Here is a 16270-nt window from a genome sequence, read left to right as displayed (position 1 = left end):
TTGCCTTATGCCCAACCAGCTCATCAAGACCCCCTGCGTCGGCCTCTGTTCCACTGTCTACGGTGATCTGGTCTGCCGTGGCTGCAAGCGGTTCCACCATGAAGTGATCCACTGGAACGGCTACAACGAGGAAGAAAAACGCGCGGTGTGGATGCGGCTCGAGCAACTGCTGGTGCAGGTAATGGTGGCGAAGCTGGAGGTTTTCGACCCGGCGTTGCTGCGTCAGCAACTGGAGGCGCGCAAGATCCGCTTCGTGCCGCACCAATCGGAATATTGCTGGGCCTATCAACTGATCGCCCGGGGCGCGCGGGTGATCAATAACCTGGAAGCGTACGGCATGGTCCTGTTGCCGGAGTTTCGCGATTGGGACCTGCCGGACCTGCGAGATGCCATTGATCGGGAATTCTTCCTCCTGTCCGAAGCGCATTACCAACGTTATATCGCGCCGGGGTTCCTCAAGGATGCGATGGACGGCTGACAGCCTGTCATTCGGACCAGATAGCTTTTGTGGCGAGGGAGCAAGCTCCCTCGCCACGGAAACTCGGCTGAATCCACAAAGCCTCAACCCTTGTACGCCAACTCCACCAGGTGGTCTTCGACTTCCTGTGGCTTGAGCACCAGCACATCGCTTTCCAGCGCATCGAGCACGGCTTCGGCGGTGTTGCCGATCAACACGCCTGACAAGCCGGAGCGCGCCACGGTGCCAATCACGGTGACCGCGGCCTGAAGCTTGTGGGCCATGTAGGGAATCAATACGTCCGCCGGGCCTTCCTGGATGTGCAGATGCTGGTCATCGATGTCGAACTCGGCCTGGAACGCCCGGCATTGTTCGCGATAACGCGCTTCGATGGTTTCCTTGAGCTGGAAGGTCGGGTCGGCCGACGAGAGCATCGGTGACGGGTGGGCGCTGATTACATGCAGGTGCGCCTTGGCCAGGAGGGCAATGTCATAGCCGTGATCGATGATGGTCGAGTGCAGGTGACGATGCTCGCCATCGGCATTGCCGACATCGACTGCCGCCAGGATGACCCGGTCTTTCCAGGAACCGCACGTCTTGACCAGCAGCACCGGAGTCGGGCAATGGCGCAGCAACTTCCAGTCCGCCGGGGTCAGCAGGGCTTTTTTCAATGGGCTGTCCGGGAAGTGTTGCTTGATGACCAGGCCACAGCCTTCGGCCTGCTGCACGTCGATGATGGTTTCGTAGAGGCTTTCGTTCCAGGCCTGTTCGGTGGTGACGCTATAGCCGTCGGCCAGCAATGCGCTTTTCAGCACGCTGAGCAGGCCGGCATGATCGTGGTGTTTGTCGCATGCCAGCAGATGCAGATGAGCCTGGGTTACTCCGGCGATCAATTTGGCGCGCTTGAGCGCAAGGCTTTCCGAATGTTCGGGTTCGATGACCACCAGGATGCTGCGAATGGCTTGCATGATCGGCGTCTCCAGCAATAAAGAGGCATGGCGTTGCTCAACTATAGTTGCTATGGATGACGCGTCGACTTGATGCATATCAATCGGTGTGACTGGTGGTCTGGAGGCAGGCCGGTATAATCGGCGCCCTTTGCTCGACTACCTTTTCCGTGAGCCACATGATCCTTCCCGAAATTCACGAGTTCCTCGGCTGCCGCACCCCCGATGCCTGGGTCCAGGCTGCGCTGGCCGATCAGGAAACGCTGCTGATCGACCACAAGAACTGCGAGTTCAAGGCCGCCAGCACCGCCCTGAGCCTGATCGCCAAGTACCATTCCCATGTAGATTTGATCAACATGATGTCGCGCCTGGCCCGGGAAGAGCTGGTGCATCATGAGCAGGTCATGCGCCTGATGAAAAAACGCAAGGTAGGTCTTCGCCAGCTCTCTGCCGGGCGCTATGCCTCGGGCTTGCGCAAAGTGGTGCGCAGCCACGAGCCGGTGAAACTGGTGGACACCCTGGTGGTCGGCGCCTTCATCGAAGCCCGCAGCTGCGAGCGATTCGAGGCGCTGGTGCCGCATTTGGACGAGGAACTCGGCAAATTCTATTTCGGCTTGCTGAAAAGTGAGGCCCGGCACTTCCAGGGTTATCTGAAGCTGGCTTATCAGTATGGAGACGCCAAGGACATCGCCCAGGTGATCGACAAGGTTCGCGAGGCCGAGCGCGAGCTGATCGAGTCGCCGGATGGGGAGTTCCGGTTTCACAGCGGCGTGCCGGCCTAACGGGTCAAACCCAACCGTTCATGCCACTGGGCAATCGATTCCTCGGGATATACCTCGAACTGCTGGTCGCCCGGATGCGCCTCGACTTCCACCCACGGCGCCTTGGAACCCAGCATCAGGTGGGTGTGCTCCGGCGGTACCGGCAACGGCGTGTCGATGGCTGAGGCAAACGGATGGATCAGCTCCGGCCACTCGGGGCTGAACAACCACAACCCCGAACCGCAAAGCGAACAGAAATGCCGTTCGGCGCTGCTGCGATGGGCGCGTTTATCGCCTTCATCCTTGAGTCGCGCATGGTAGACCGTGATGTGCTTGCGGCCTTGCACCTTGAGACTTTTCGCATCGCCCCCCAGGTTGACCGCAAAACCGCCGCCGCCCTGGGTCTTGCGACATATCGAGCAATAGCAGCGCTGGTAAGGGTAGGGATGGGTGCTGTCCAGGCTGAACGAAACGGCGCCGCAGTGGCAGGATCCTTCGAGGTGCATGGGGGGACCTCCGGTTAGGGACTGAATAATCTGGACAACCTCGATGGGGTGATGTTCTCAACTTTTGAGTTGATGCGCCGACGCCAGTGGAAGAGCTTGCCGGCGATGAATGATCATGCGGACTTGATTTTGGGCACCCGCCACAAATACCAAGCCGCCACCGTCCGATAAGGACTCCAGGCCTGGCCGATAGCGATGATCTGCCGGCGATTCGGCTGAGTCTCCAGACCTTTTAGCCGTCGATATCCTTCGCGAACCCCAAAGTCATCCGCCGGCAAGACATCCACTCGTTCCAGGCTGTAGATCAACAGCATCTCCACGGTCCAGCGCCCGACGCCGCGCAGGCTGACCAGGCGCTCGATCAGTGCTTCATCGTCCATGGCCCGGGCCGTGGCGTAATCCGGCACGATTCCATCCAGTGTCGCCTGGGCGATGCCCTGGAGGGTCGCGAGCTTGCTCGCGGAGAATCCGCAACTGCGCAGTAGCGTGCTGTCTGTTGCCAACAGTTGTTCGGGGGCGGGAAACGCGGCGGGGGCAAACAGCGCGACAAGCCGCCCGAGAATGGCGTCCCCGGCCTTGGCGTGCAGTTGTTGGTAGGCAATCGCCCGCACCAGTGCCTCATAGGGATCGCGGGCCGGCTTGGGTTGCAGCAGGCACGGGCCGACGGACGCGATGTGACGCCGCCAGTCTTCGTCAAGATTGGCCAGGAAAGTACTCGCTTCGTCGTAAGGCGCGCTCATCCGGATCTCTGTTCGGGGCTGATCAAAACGCCAAGGGCAACGAAACCTGCACCGCGGCTTTTTCCAGCCGCAACAGAAACGCCTTGCGCGGCTGGCCGCCACCGTAACCGGTCAGCGCGCCGTCCGCGCCGATCACCCGATGGCAGGGAATGACGATCGCCAGGCGATTCTGCCCGTTGGCCAAGCCCACCGCGCGGCTGGCGCCAGGGCTGCCCAGGGCGCAGGCGACGGCGCCGTAGCTGCGGGTTTCGCCATAGGGGATCTTTTGCAGTTCGGCCCAGACCCGGACTGCAAAGGCGCTGCCAGGCATGTGCAGCGGCACGTGGAAAGTCGTTTGTTTGCCGGCGAAATAATCCGCCAGTTCGGTTTCGATCTGTTGCAAATGAGCGTTATGCCCCGGGGCGACCGTGTAGCCGTAGCGTTGCTGCAGTTCTTCCAATTCTTTGGTCAAGGCCGGGCGGTCGAGAAATTCCAGCAGCACCAGTCCGCGACGTTCGGCCATGGCCAGCATCGGCCCCAGAGGGGTTGTCAGTCGGGTGAACAGCAACGGTTCGCTGAGGCCGGCGCGGCCGGGGGTGATATGAAAAGACTTCACGAACGCATCACGAAAACCGCTCAGGGATTCATAGCCGGAATCGAACGCGGCGTTGTCGATCGAGGCGCCTTCCTTGATTCCGCCCAAGGCGATGCCCAGGCGCCGGGTCCGCAGGTAGGCGTGAAAAGTCATGCCGAAATGCTGTTTGAACCAGCGGCGCAGCTTCAGCGGTTCGATGCCCTGTTCGTGCAGAAGCGCATCGGTCCAGCGCACGTCGGGCCCGGCATCCACGGCCATGAGCAGCGCCTGGATCCAGGCCGGTGCGATGGCCGCGGCATCCAATGGCTTGCAGCGCAGGCAGGCTCGATAGCCGGCCGACATGGCCTCGTCGGCGTGGGCGAAGAACTCCACGTTCTCCGGCTTCGGCTTGCGTGCCGTGCAGCTGGGACGACAGAAAATGCCGGTGGTCTTGACCGCGGTGAAAAACACCCCCTCGTAGGCGGTGTCTCGTTCGAGCATGGCGCGGACCATTTCGGCGTGGGGCGGGAGCAGCGAGTCTTGTAGGTTCATGGGAGGAGCATAGAACCGTGGCCCAAAGCCCTCCACCGAAAAATCGACAGTGAATTTGCCGATATCAATATTTCCAGAACACTGGCGTGAACAACACCAGCACCGTCAGGATCTCCAGGCGTCCCAGCAGCATGCCGAGGGTCAGCAGCCATTTCGCCGCGTCCGGCAGGGTCGAAAAGTTGCCGGCCGGGCCGATGATATTGCCCAGGCCCGGGCCGACGTTGCACACGGCGGTGGCGGCGCCGGTCAAGGCGGTCGTCCAATCCAGGCCGATCAGCGCGAGGCCCAGGGCGATGGCGCCGATGGTGATCGCGAAGAAGAACGAAAACGTCAGCAGCGAGCGAACGATTTCCTCGTCGATGGGGTGGTTGTTGTACTTCTTCTGGATCACCGCCCGGGGGTGGATCAATTGCTTCAAGCTGCCCATCAACAGGACCTTGGCGACCTGAAACCGAAAGATCTTCAGGCCCCCGGCCGTGGACCCCGAACAGCCGCCGACGAACGTCAGGTAAAAGAACAGCAGCAGGGCGAAGCTGCCCCACAACGTGTAGTCCCCCAGGGCCACGCCAGTGGTTGTGACCACGGAGGTGACGTTGACCGCGACGATACGGACCGCGTCCCACCATGCATGGTCGCTGTTCAGGCTCAGCCAGGTGCCGACCGCGAGCCAGGTGACCACCAGAAAGCCTATGAATCCCCTGACTTGCTGGTCCTTGAGCAAGGCGCGCCGGTGGCCTCGCAATGTCGCCACATACAGCGTGAAGGGCAGCGCCCCCGCCATCATGACCACCACCGACACCCAATGGACCGCCGGTTGCGGCCAATGGGCGAGGGACGCATCGGAGGTGGAGAATCCTCCGGTGGAAATCAGCGACATCGCATGGTTGATCGCCTCGAAAGGCGTCATGCCGGCAAGCCACAGCGCCAACGTCGAGAGCGCGGTCAAGCCTACGTAGATCCACAGGATGTAGTTGGCCGCGACATGCGAGCGCGGCGTGACTTTCTCCGACCAATCCGAAGATTCGGTCTGGAACAGCCGCATGCCACCGACCCGCAATAACGGCAGGACCGCCACGGCCATGCCGATAAAGCCGATTCCACCAAGCCAGTGCAGCATCGAGCGCCATATCAACAGGCCGGGCGATGCCGTGTCCAAACCGGTCAGGATGGTCGAGCCGGTGGTAGTGATGCCGGACATGGTCTCGAAAAACGCATCGGTGTAGCTGATGTGCTGAATGAGCACCATTGGCAGGGCGGCGAACGCACAGACGAATACCCAACTGGCGGTGGTCAGCAGGTACATTTCCCGGGGCCGCATCTGGGCCTGTTCCGGTCTTCCACGGGCGACCAGTGCCACACCGCAGACAAAAGTGATCAGGCTCGACCAGAGAAACGCCGACAAGTCATCGTTGCGCTCGTAGAACATCAGCGTGAACAGCGGAATCGCCATGCTGACCGCGAGGGTGATCAGGAAAATCCCAAGGATGAAACCGATGAGACGCAGAACCGCTATGGACATGGATAACGCCTGATTCAAAAGCTGCACAGTATCGATTTGGCGAGTCGGTCAGCGCGTAAAGTTTGCGTAAAAAAAGAAGCGGGCGTGCTTGATGACGAAGGCAGTTTTCTTCAATACCCGTGCGGGCAACCCGTTTAACTTGGGGCCTCTTTCCTCAAACGAAGAAGATATGTGATGAGCTTGATATTATCCATGGCGACCTTTGCGCTGGTCGCGTCCATTACGCCGGGCCCGGTCAATATCGTGGCCCTCAGTTCCGGCGCACGGTACGGTTTGCGCGCCACCTTGCGCCACGTCGCCGGCGCCACCCTGGGGTTTGTCCTGCTGCTGGTCTTGATGGGGTTGGGGTTGCACGAAGTCTTGCAGCGCTGGCCAGGGCTCACCCGCGTGGTGCAACTGGCGGGGGTGGCGTTCCTGTTGTTCATGGCCTGGAAGCTGGCGATGGACAACGGCGAGCTGGGTGAGCGGGACGAAGGGCGCGCGCCGTCGATGATCTACGGCGCACTGATGCAGTGGCTCAACCCCAAGGCCTGGCTGGCCTGCGTGGCGGGGATGGGCGCTTTCGTCGCCGATGGCGAGGCATCGCTGGTGTGGCAGTTCGCGGCGATCTATTTGGTGATCTGCTACCTGTCCGTGGGCTGCTGGGCATACGCCGGCAGCTTCCTGCGTACCTGGCTGGGGAATCCGGTGACCATGCGCCTGTTCAATCGGGCCATGGCGGCGTTGCTGGTGGCGAGCGCGGTGTATCTGTTGTTGCCGTGAGCAACCCGTCCTTGGGGTTGGAGCGCTGTCGGGACGAGGGAGCTCGCTCCCGCTCGACTGCGCAGCGGTCGCTTGGAATCGAGGGCTACTCCGTAGCCCAGCGGGAGCAAGCTCCCTCGCCACGGGACGGGGCAGTGTCAGCCTCGGTATTGCCCGGGCGTGGCGGCCAGGTGTTGCTTGAATGCCCGTTGGAAATGCGCCTGGTCGGCAAAACCGCTTTGCAGCGCGACATCGGCAATCAACTTGCCCTCGCGCAATTGGCGACGGGCGAATTGGATCCGGCGATTGATCAGGAAAGCGTGGGGCGTCATACCGTAGTGACGCTTGAAGGCCCGGCTCAAGTAGGACGGCGAGAGCTGTGCAAACGCGCAGATATCCTCGAGCTTAAGGGCTTCGGTGCAATGGTCATGGATGAACTGCGCGGCCCGCATCAAAGCAGGGTGACTGCCCCGGTCCGGGCGCCCGGCCGGATTGAGCCGATGCTGGAGGTCGGTGAAAAACGCCTCGACGGCATCTTTTTTGGCGCGGGTATCGACCTGTTCATCCACCAGTATTTCGTAAAGCTCGCACAGGCCGGAGAAAAGCGCGGCATCGCGGCTGTGGGTGGTGTCGAACGCCTGGAACTCCATGGACGGATCAAAGCCGATCCGCCGTTGCAGGTCCCTTAGCCATTGGGTATCGACATACAGCATCACGTAGGACCAGGGTTGATTGTCGATGGGATTGCAGGCGTGGACGTCGCCAGGATTCATCAGCACCACCGTGCCACCCCCGACCTGGAAGCTCGACTGCTCATGCAGATACGTGCTGCGCCCGGCAGTGATCGCACCGATCGAGAAATGGTCGTGGGAGTGACGCGAATAACAGACCTTGCGCCCATCGGCGATGGCCCGGGCTTCGATGAAAGGCAGCGCCGCGTCGTGCCAGAAACGTGGGGCAGCGTCATGGTTGGCGGGCTTCATCGGTCGATGTCCTGTTTTGTTGGCTGTGCCTGAGTGTATTCGCCTGCGCCCAAAAATGCCCGTTCGAGATCGGTGCGGGTCTGGACTGGGTTGCAAGTTCGCTTCCACAGATAACGTGCAGAGCAAAAAAACGCCGCTTGACCTTTCCAGGCCAAGCGGCGTTTTTGTTGCAACGCGAAGATTACTCTTCGATGTTGCCCATGGCGGTGGTGTTGAAGCCGCCGTCCACGTACATGATTTCACCGCTGATGCCCGACGCCAGGTCAGAGCACAGGAAGGCGCCGGCGTTGCCGACTTCTTCGATGGTGACGTTGCGACGCAGCGGGGTTTGCGCTTCGTTGGCGGCCAGCATCTTGCGGAAATTCTTGATGCCGGAAGCGGCGAGGGTGCGGATCGGGCCGGCCGATACGCAGTTCACGCGGGTGCCGTCCGGGCCCAGGGAGCCGGCCAGGTAGCGAACGCCCGCTTCCAGGGAGGCCTTGGCCATCCCCATGACGTTGTAGTTCGGCATGGTGCGCTCGGCGCCCAGGTACGACAGGGTCAGCAGGCTGCCGTTGCGGCCTTTCATCATTTCGCGGCCGGCTTTGGCCAGGGCCACGAAGCTGTAGGCGCTGATGTCGTGGGCGATGCGGAAGCCTTCGCGGGTGGTGGCTTCGGTGAAGTCGCCGTCCAACTGGTCGCCCGGGGCGAAGCCCACGGAGTGCACGATGCAGTCCAGGCCATCCCACTTCTTGCTCAGTTCTTCGAAGACCTTGGCGATTTCTTCATCGCTGGCCACGTCGCATGGGAAGCACAGCTCCGGGCTCGAACCCCAGCCTTGCGCGAACTCTTCGACACGACCCTTGAGTTTGTCGTTCTGATAAGTGAAGGCAAGCTCAGCGCCCTCGCGATGCATGGCGGCAGCGATGCCGGATGCGATGGACAGCTTGCTGGCGACACCGACGATCAGTACGCGCTTACCGGCGAGAAAACCCATGTGTTGCTCCTCTTTCAGGTTATTCGGCAGTTGTTGGGGCCAGGAAGGCGGCCTCCAGCAACTGCTGTGTATAGGGGTGTTGCGGCGCGGCGAATATGCTGCGGGCATCACCTTGTTCGACCACTTGGCCATGCTTGACCACCATCAGCTGGTGGCTCAGCGCTTTGACGACAGCCAGGTCATGGCTGATAAACAGGTACGTCAGGTTGTACTTGGTTTGCAGCGACCGCAACAGCTCCACCACCTGGCGTTGCACGGTACGGTCCAGGGCCGACGTCGGCTCATCCAGCAGAATCAACGCCGGCTTGAGCACCAGGGCCCGGGCAATGGCGATGCGCTGCCGTTGCCCTCCGGAAAATTCATGGGGGTAGCGGTTCCGGGTTTCCGGGTCCAGGCCTACCTCCTTCAATGCCGCGATTATCGCTTGTTCCTGTTCTGCCGGGGTGCCGATCTTGTGGATCCGCAACCCTTCGCCGACGATCTGGCTCACACACATCCGTGGGCTCAGGCTGCCGAACGGGTCCTGAAACACCACTTGCATCTCCCGGCGCAGCGGCCGGACCTGCTGCTGTGACAGGCAGTCGAGCTGCTGGCCCTCGAAGCGGATCGCGCCCTGGCTGCCGATCAACCGCAAGATCGCCAGCCCCAGGGTCGACTTTCCGGAACCACTTTCGCCGACGATGCCCAAGGTCTGGCCCTGGGGCAGGCTGAAGCGGATTCCGTCCACCGCCTTGATGTAATCCACCGTACGCTTGAACACGCCTTTCTTGATCGGGAACCAGACTTTCAGGTCCTCGACCTGCAACAGCGGCGGGCCGACGACGTTGTTTGCCGGGTTGCCGCTGGGCTCGGCGGCCAGTAATTCCCGAGTGTACGGATGTTGCGGCGCGCGGAACAACTCTGCGCACGATGCCTGTTCGACGATGCAACCGCGCTGCATGACACATACGCGGTGCGCAATTCTTCGCACCAGGTTCAAATCGTGGCTGATAAGCAGCAGCGACATGCCCAGGCGTGCCTGCAAATCCTTGAGCAGTTCGAGGATTTTCAGCTGCACGGTGACGTCCAGCGCGGTGGTCGGTTCGTCGGCGATCAGCAGTTCCGGCTCATTGGCCAAGGCCATGGCGATCATCACCCGTTGCCGCTGGCCACCGGACAGTTCATGGGGCAGGGCCTTGAGGCGCTTGTGCGGATCAGGAATGCCGACCAGCTCCAACAGTTCAAGGGAGCGGCGGGTAGCGACCTTGCCAGTCAGGCCCTTGTGGATGCCGAGCACTTCGTTGAGCTGTTTTTCGATGCAGTGCAAGGGATTCAGCGACGTCATCGGCTCTTGGAAAATCATCGCGATCCGGTTGCCGCGAATATGGCGGATGGTTTTTTCCTTCAGGCCCAGCAGGTCCTGGCCCGCGTACTGGATGGTTCCGGTGGGATGATGGGCCAGCGGATAGGGCAGCAAGCGCAGGATGGAGTGGGCCGTCACGGACTTGCCCGAACCGCTTTCGCCCACCAGGGCCAGGGTTTCGCCTCGCTTGATGTCGAAGCTGACGCCTTCGACCACCCGCTGGCGGCGTTCGCCGACGACGAACTCCACCGCCAGGTCGCGTACTTCGATCAGATTGTCCTGGTTCATTTCACTTCCTCGGATCGAAGGCATCGCGAGCGGACTCGCCGATGAACACCAGCAGGCTCAGCATGATCGCCAGTACGGCGAACGCGCTGATGCCCAGCCACGGCGCCTGGAGGTTGGACTTGCCCTGGGCTACCAGCTCGCCCAGGGAAGGCGCGCCCGCCGGCAGGCCGAAGCCGAGGAAATCCAGGGCGGTGAGGGTGCCGATGGCGCCGGTGAGGATGAACGGCATGAACGTCATGGTCGAGACCATGGCGTTGGGCAGGATGTGGCGGAACATGATCGCGCCGTTCTGCATGCCCAATGCCCGAGCGGCGCGCACGTATTCCAGATTGCGGCCGCGCAGGAACTCGGCGCGCACGACGTCCACCAGGCTCATCCAGGAAAACAGCAGCATGATGCCCAGTAGCCACCAGAAGTTGGGCTGGACGAAACTGGCGAGGATGATCAGCAGGTACAGCACCGGCAACCCGGACCAGATCTCCAGGAAGCGCTGGCCGGCCAGGTCCACCCAGCCCCCGTAGAAACCCTGCAGGGCACCGGCGATCACCCCGATGATCGAGCTGAGCAACGTCAGCGTCAGGGCAAACAGCACCGAGATACGAAAACCGTAGATCACCCGCGCCAGCACATCGCGCCCCTGGTCATCGGTACCGAGCCAGTTCACCGAGGAGGGTGGCGCCGGTGCCGGGACTTTCAGGTCGTAGTTGATGCTCTGGTAGCTGAACGGAATCGGTGCCCACACCACCCAGGCGTCCTTGGCGGCCAGCAACTCACGGATGTACGGGCTCTTGTAGTTGGCCTCCAGCGGGAATTCGCCGCCAAAGGTGGTCTCGGGGTAGCGCTTTAGGGCTGGGAAATACCAGCCGCCGTCGTAATGCACCACCAGCGGTTTGTCGTTGGCGATCAGCTCGGCGCCCAGGCTCAGCACGAACAGCACCAGGAACAGCCACAGCGACCACCAGCCGCGCTTGTTGGCCTTGAACAGTTCGAAACGGCGGCGATTGAGAGGGGACAGGTTCATCTCAATGCTCCCGGCTTTCGAAATCGATGCGCGGATCGACGAAGGTGTAGGTCAGGTCGCCAATCAATTTCACCACCAGCCCCAGCAAGGTGAAGATGAACAGTGTGCCGAATACCACGGGGTAGTCGCGGTTGATCGCGGCTTCGAAACTCATCAGGCCCAGGCCGTCGAGGGAGAAGATCACTTCCACCAGCAGCGAGCCGGTGAAGAAAATGCCAATGAAGGCCGAAGGAAAGCCGGCGATCACCAACAACATTGCGTTGCGAAACACATGGCCATACAGCACGCGGTTGCGGGTCAGGCCCTTGGCCTTGGCGGTGACCACATATTGCTTGTTGATTTCATCGAGGAAGCTGTTCTTCGTCAGCAGCGTCATGGTGGCGAAGTTGCCGATCACCAGCGCGGTCACTGGCAAGGCCAGGTGCCAGAAATAGTCGAGGATCTTGCCGCCCAGGGTCAGTTCATCAAAGTTGTTGGATGTCAGCCCACGCAGCGGGAACCAGTCGAAATAGCTGCCGCCGGCAAACACCACGATCAACAGGATGGCAAACAGGAACGACGGGATCGCATAGCCGACGATGATCGCCGAACTGGTCCACACATCGAAATGACTGCCGTGCCGCGTCGCCTTGGCGATCCCCAGGGGAATGGACACCAGGTACATGATCAGTGTGCTCCATAGCCCGAGGGAGATGGACACGGGCATCTTTTCCTTGATCAGGTCGATGACCTTGGCGTCGCGGAAGAAACTGTCACCGAAGTCCAGGCGGGCGTAGTTCTTGATCATGATCCACAGGCGCTCCGGGGCGGACTTGTCGAAGCCGTACATGCGCTCGATTTCCTTGACCAGCGCCGGGTCCAGGCCCTGGGCGCCGCGGTAGGAGGACGAACCTGCCACCGATACCTCGGCACCGCCGCCAGCGATGCGGCTGGTGGCGCCTTCGAACCCTTCGAGCTTGGCGATCATCTGCTCCACCGGGCCGCCGGGCGCGGCCTGGATGATGACGAAGTTGATCAGCAGGATGCCGAACAGCGTCGGGATGATGAGCAACAGCCGCCGAAAAATATAAGCCAGCATCGGGTTACTCCACACTCTCGGGAGCGGCGATTTGCTGCTCGATGACCTGCTTTTCTACCTCATCGGCTGGCTTGACCTCCGGCTTGACCCACCATGTAGTGGTGCCGATGTCATAGGTCGGCGTGACTTTCGGGTGGCCGATGTGGTTCCAGTAGGCCACGCGCCAGGTCTTGATGTGCCAGTTGGGAATTACGTAATAGCCCCATTGCAGGACCCGGTCCAACGCCCGGGCATGGGCCACCAGGCTCTTGCGCGAGTCAGCGTTGATCAACTGTTCCACCAGTTGGTCCACGGCAGGGTCCTTGAGGCCCATGGTGTTGCGGCTGCCGGGTTTGTCCGCAGCGGCCGACATCCAGAATTCGCGCTGCTCGTTTCCTGGCGAGCTGGATTGCGGAAAGCTGCCCACCACCATATCGAAGTCCCGCGAGCGCACGCGGGTGATGTATTGCGACACGTCGACGCGGCGGATCACCAGTTCGATGCCCAGGTCACTCAGGTTGCGTTTGAAGGGCAGCAGGACCCGTTCGAATTCGGTCTGGGCCAGCAGGAACTCCAGCACCACCGGCTTACCTTGGGCATCGACCATCTTGTCATCGACGATGCGCCAGCCGGCTTCCTGCAACAGCTGATAGGCCTTGCGTTGCTGGTCGCGGATCATGCCGCTGCCGTCGCAGACCGATGGTTGGAAGGCTTCGGTGAAGACTTGCTCGGGAATCTTGCCGCGCAAGGGTTCGAGAATCTTCAGCTCGTCTTCGCCGGGCAACCCGGTGGCGGCCATTTCCGAATTCTCGAAATAGCTGCGGGTGCGGGCGTAGGCACCGTTGAACAATTGCTTGTTGGTCCATTCGAAGTCCAACAGCAGGCTCAGGGCCTGGCGCACCCGTACATCCTGGAACACCGGGCGGCGCAGGTTGAAGATGAAGCCTTGCATGCCCGTAGGGTTGCCGTTGGGAATCTGTTCCTTGATCAGGCGGCCTTCGGTCACGGCGGGGATGTTGTAGGCGTTGGCCCAGTTCTTCGCGGTCATTTCCAGCCAGTAATCGAACTGTCCGGCCTTGAGGGCTTCCACCGCCACGGTGTTGTCGCGGTAATAGTCGGTGGTCAATACGTCGAAGTTATAGAAACCGCGGTTCACCGGCAGGTCCTTGCCCCAATAATCCTTCACCCGCTCATAGCGGATCGAACGTCCGGCCTTCACTTCGGTGACCTTGTAGGGCCCGCTGCCCAGGGGGATTTCCAGGTTGCCCTTGCTGAAATCGCGGCTGGCCCACCAATGCTTGGGCAATACCGGCAGTTGGCCGAGGATCAGCGGCAGTTCACGGTTATGGGTGTGCTTGAACTTGAACAGAACCTTGAGTGGGTCTTCGGCGATGACCTCGGCCACATCGTTGTAATAGCCGCGGAACATCGGCGCGCCATCCTTGGTCAGGGTCTCGAAGCTGAACACGACATCTTCGGCGCGCATGGGGTGGCCGTCGTTGAAGCGCGCTTCGGGGCGCAGGTAAAAGCGCACCCAGCCGTTGTCCGGCGCTTTCTCGATTTTTTCCGCGACCAGGCCGTATTCGGTGAAGGGCTCATCCAGGCCTTGCTTGGCCAAGGTGTCGTAGATCAGGCCGATGTCATCGGCGGGTACGCCTTTGCTGATGAATGGGTTGAGGCTGTCGAAGCTGCCAAAGCCACCCTGACGGAATATTCCGCCCTTGGGGGCATCGGGGTTCACGTAGTCGAAATGCTTGAAATTGGCCAGGTACTTTGGTGGCTCGTTGTACAAGGTCACGGCGTGCTGCGGCGCGGCGCAGGCCAGCCCGGCGAATAACAAACTGCCGGCCTGCAGAAGCAGGGCGCGTAGAGGCTTCATTGATCTTTCTCCGAAGATTTCAGCCACCACGCGCTCAGGCCCAGGGTGTAGGGCGGCGTGGTGACAAAGGCGAACCGGTTGCGATACGCCAGGCGATGGTAATTGATATACCAGTTGGGAATGCAGTAATGCTGCCACAGCAGGACCCGGTCCAGGGCCTTGCCGGCGGCGACTTGTTCGTCGCGGGTCTGGGCGGAGAGCAGTTTTTCCAGCAGATGGTCAACCACCGGATTGGCGATCCCTGCGTAGTTCTTGCTGCCCTTGACCCCGACCTGGCTGGAGTGGAAATACTGCCATTGTTCAAGGCCCGGGCTGAGGGTCTGGCCCAGGGTCAGCAAAATCATGTCGAAGTCGAACTGGTCCAATCGCTGCTTGTACTGGGCACGATCCACTGTGCGCACTCGGGCCTGGATGCCAATGCTGGCCAGGTTTTCGACGTAGGGCTGCAGGATGCGCTCCAGGTTCGGGTTGACCAGCAGGATCTCGAAGCGCAGGGGTTGGCCGTCGGCGTTGAGCAGGTGCTGGCCGTTGAGGGTCCAGCCGGCTTCCCTCAGCAGGCCAAGGGCCCTGCGCAGGGTTTCCCGGGGAATGCCGCGCCCGTCGGTTTGGGGCAGGCTGAAGGGCTCGGTCAGTAATCGAGGGGGCAGTTGTTCACGGTAAGGTTTGAGCAACAGCCACTCGTGGCCGACGGGCAGGCCAGTGGCGGAGAATTCGCTGTTGGGGTAATAGCTGAGGGTTCGTTTGTACGCGCCGCTGAACAGGGTGCGGTTGGTCCATTCGAAATCGAACATCAACCCCAGGGCTTCTCGGACCTTGACCTCGCCGAAGGTGGCGCGCCGGGTGTTCATGAACAGGCCCTGGGTCTGGGTCGGAATCTGGTGGGGAATCTGCGCCTTGATCACATCGCCACGGTTCACCGCCGGAAAGTTGTACCCGTTGGCCCAGTTCTTGGCCTGGTGCTCGATGTAGATGTCAAACTCACCGGCCTTGAAGGCTTCGAAGGCGACGCCGCTGTCTCGGTAGAAATCCACTTCCATTCGATCGACGTTGTACTTGCCACGATTGACCGGCAGATCCTTGCCCCAGTAGTCCTTGACTCGCTCGAACACCAATTGGCGACCTGGCTGCACTTTGGTGATGCGATAAGGCCCGCTGCCCAACGGCGGCTCGAAGGTGGTCGCCTTGAAATCGCGGTCTTTCCAATAATGTTGCGGCAACACCGGCAGCTCACCCAGGCGCAGGATCAGCAGCGGATTGCCCGAGCGCTTGAACACGAAGCGGATTTTCAGCGGGTTGAGGACATCCACCCGCAGCACTTCCTGCAAATTGGTCCGGTATTGCGGATGGCCATCTTTGAGCAGCGTTCGGTAGGAAAACGCGACGTCATAGGCAGTGATCGGCACGCCATCATGAAAGCGCGCTTCGGGCCGCAGGTTGAACACCACCCAGCTGCGGTCCTCGCTGTACTCCACCGACTGGGCGATCAAGCCGTAACTCGACGTTGGCTCATCCCCTGAGGGCGCATATTGGCCAGTGCCTACCATGAGCGGTTCGTTCAGCTCATTGATGCCGTATTGCAGGAAGTTCGGCGTGGAAACCGGGCTGCTGCCCTTGAATGTATAGGGATTGAGGGTATCGAAGGTGCCAAACGCCATGATCCGCAAGGTGCCGCCCTTGGGCGCTTGCGGGTTGACCCAGTCGAAGTGGGTGAACCGGGCCGGGTATTTCAGCGTGCCGAACTGCGCATAGCCATGGCTTTCGCTGATGGTAGCGTCGGCGGCAGGGCTCGATGCCAGGCTGATCAGGAGCAGGAGGAGGGGGCGTATCAAGTCTGGGATCCGATCCAGGCGGCTTGGGCATTTATGGCCTGTACAGTAACAGCTTGTATGGGCGGGAAAAAGGCGGTGGGCCAAAGCCTCTCAGATTAGGCGAAGCCGGGGCGAGAATG

Annotated in this window: 15 protein-coding genes; 3 read left to right on the top strand and 12 right to left on the bottom strand. The window is 61.1% G+C overall.

Annotated features, from left to right (window positions below):
- The first annotated feature begins 7 nt into the window (after window positions 1-7).
- Window positions 8-478: a DUF1289 domain-containing protein gene (locus tag ACLK1G_RS17560; protein ID WP_420766577.1), complete on the top strand. Its 471-nt coding sequence runs from the start codon at window positions 8-10 to the stop codon at window positions 476-478.
- 83 nt (window positions 479-561) lie between these two features.
- On the opposite strand, the gene ACLK1G_RS17555 is transcribed toward ACLK1G_RS17560, so the two are convergent.
- Window positions 562-1425, bottom strand: a complete 864-nt coding sequence (locus ACLK1G_RS17555) for a universal stress protein (protein ID WP_420766576.1) — start codon at window positions 1423-1425, stop codon at window positions 562-564.
- A 158-nt stretch (window positions 1426-1583) separates the two neighbouring features.
- On the opposite strand from ACLK1G_RS17555, the gene ACLK1G_RS17550 reads away from it, so the two are divergent.
- Window positions 1584-2186, top strand: a complete 603-nt coding sequence (locus tag ACLK1G_RS17550) for a MiaE family protein (protein WP_420766575.1) — start codon at window positions 1584-1586, stop codon at window positions 2184-2186.
- Here the strand turns inward: ACLK1G_RS17550 and ACLK1G_RS17545 are convergent.
- From ACLK1G_RS17545 to ACLK1G_RS17530, 4 genes are all read right to left on the bottom strand, one after another.
- A complete protein-coding gene (locus tag ACLK1G_RS17545) occupies window positions 2183-2671 on the bottom strand; it encodes a GFA family protein (RefSeq protein ID WP_420766574.1) in 489 nt (162 codons plus the stop codon). The genes ACLK1G_RS17550 and ACLK1G_RS17545 overlap by 4 nt on opposite strands.
- Before the next feature lie 113 nt (window positions 2672-2784).
- The gene (locus ACLK1G_RS17540; RefSeq protein WP_420766573.1) at window positions 2785-3411 is read right to left on the bottom strand and encodes a DNA-3-methyladenine glycosylase family protein; all 627 of its coding nucleotides are present in this window, start codon (window positions 3409-3411) and stop codon (window positions 2785-2787) included.
- 22 nt (window positions 3412-3433) lie between these two features.
- Window positions 3434-4516, bottom strand: coding sequence for a bifunctional transcriptional activator/DNA repair enzyme AdaA (locus tag ACLK1G_RS17535; RefSeq protein WP_420766572.1), 1083 nt, complete (start codon window positions 4514-4516; stop codon window positions 3434-3436).
- 64 nt (window positions 4517-4580) lie between these two features.
- The gene (locus ACLK1G_RS17530) at window positions 4581-6035 is read right to left on the bottom strand and encodes a TrkH family potassium uptake protein (protein WP_420766571.1); all 1455 of its coding nucleotides are present in this window, start codon (window positions 6033-6035) and stop codon (window positions 4581-4583) included.
- Window positions 6036-6209: 174 nt separating this feature from the next.
- Here ACLK1G_RS17530 and ACLK1G_RS17525 point away from each other — a divergent pair, with 174 nt between their 5' ends.
- Window positions 6210-6797 (top strand): LysE family translocator, encoded by a 588-nt coding sequence (locus ACLK1G_RS17525; protein WP_420766570.1) that lies wholly within the window; start codon window positions 6210-6212, stop codon window positions 6795-6797.
- A gap of 137 nt (window positions 6798-6934) precedes the next feature.
- On the opposite strand, the gene ACLK1G_RS17520 is transcribed toward ACLK1G_RS17525, so the two are convergent.
- The 7 genes from ACLK1G_RS17520 to ACLK1G_RS17490 form a co-directional block, all read right to left on the bottom strand.
- Entirely contained in the window at window positions 6935-7759 is an 825-nt protein-coding gene (locus ACLK1G_RS17520; RefSeq protein ID WP_420766569.1) for an AraC family transcriptional regulator, read from the bottom strand.
- 181 nt (window positions 7760-7940) lie between these two features.
- On the bottom strand, window positions 7941-8735 hold the full coding sequence (gene fabI, locus ACLK1G_RS17515) for an enoyl-ACP reductase FabI (protein ID WP_003202751.1): 795 nt from the start codon (window positions 8733-8735) through the stop codon (window positions 7941-7943).
- A 19-nt stretch (window positions 8736-8754) separates the two neighbouring features.
- Entirely contained in the window at window positions 8755-10365 is a 1611-nt protein-coding gene (locus ACLK1G_RS17510) for an ABC transporter ATP-binding protein (RefSeq protein WP_420766568.1), read from the bottom strand.
- A 1-nt stretch (window position 10366) separates the two neighbouring features.
- Complete coding sequence (locus ACLK1G_RS17505) at window positions 10367-11386, bottom strand: ABC transporter permease (RefSeq protein ID WP_420766567.1); 1020 nt, start codon at window positions 11384-11386, stop codon at window positions 10367-10369.
- Between the two features lies 1 nt (window position 11387).
- The gene (locus tag ACLK1G_RS17500) at window positions 11388-12464 is read right to left on the bottom strand and encodes a microcin C ABC transporter permease YejB (RefSeq protein WP_420766566.1); all 1077 of its coding nucleotides are present in this window, start codon (window positions 12462-12464) and stop codon (window positions 11388-11390) included.
- Between the two features lie 4 nt (window positions 12465-12468).
- On the bottom strand, window positions 12469-14322 hold the full coding sequence (locus tag ACLK1G_RS17495) for an extracellular solute-binding protein (RefSeq protein WP_420766565.1): 1854 nt from the start codon (window positions 14320-14322) through the stop codon (window positions 12469-12471).
- Complete coding sequence (locus ACLK1G_RS17490; RefSeq protein WP_420766634.1) at window positions 14319-16148, bottom strand: extracellular solute-binding protein; 1830 nt, start codon at window positions 16146-16148, stop codon at window positions 14319-14321. Before ACLK1G_RS17490 ends, ACLK1G_RS17495 begins: the two co-directional genes overlap by 4 nt.
- Between the last annotated feature and the right edge of the window lie 122 nt (window positions 16149-16270).

This window comes from Pseudomonas algeriensis (assembly GCF_048847255.1).
Classification (GTDB): Bacteria; Pseudomonadota; Gammaproteobacteria; order Pseudomonadales; family Pseudomonadaceae; genus Aquipseudomonas.
This window is presented reverse-complemented; position numbering and strand designations above follow the sequence as displayed.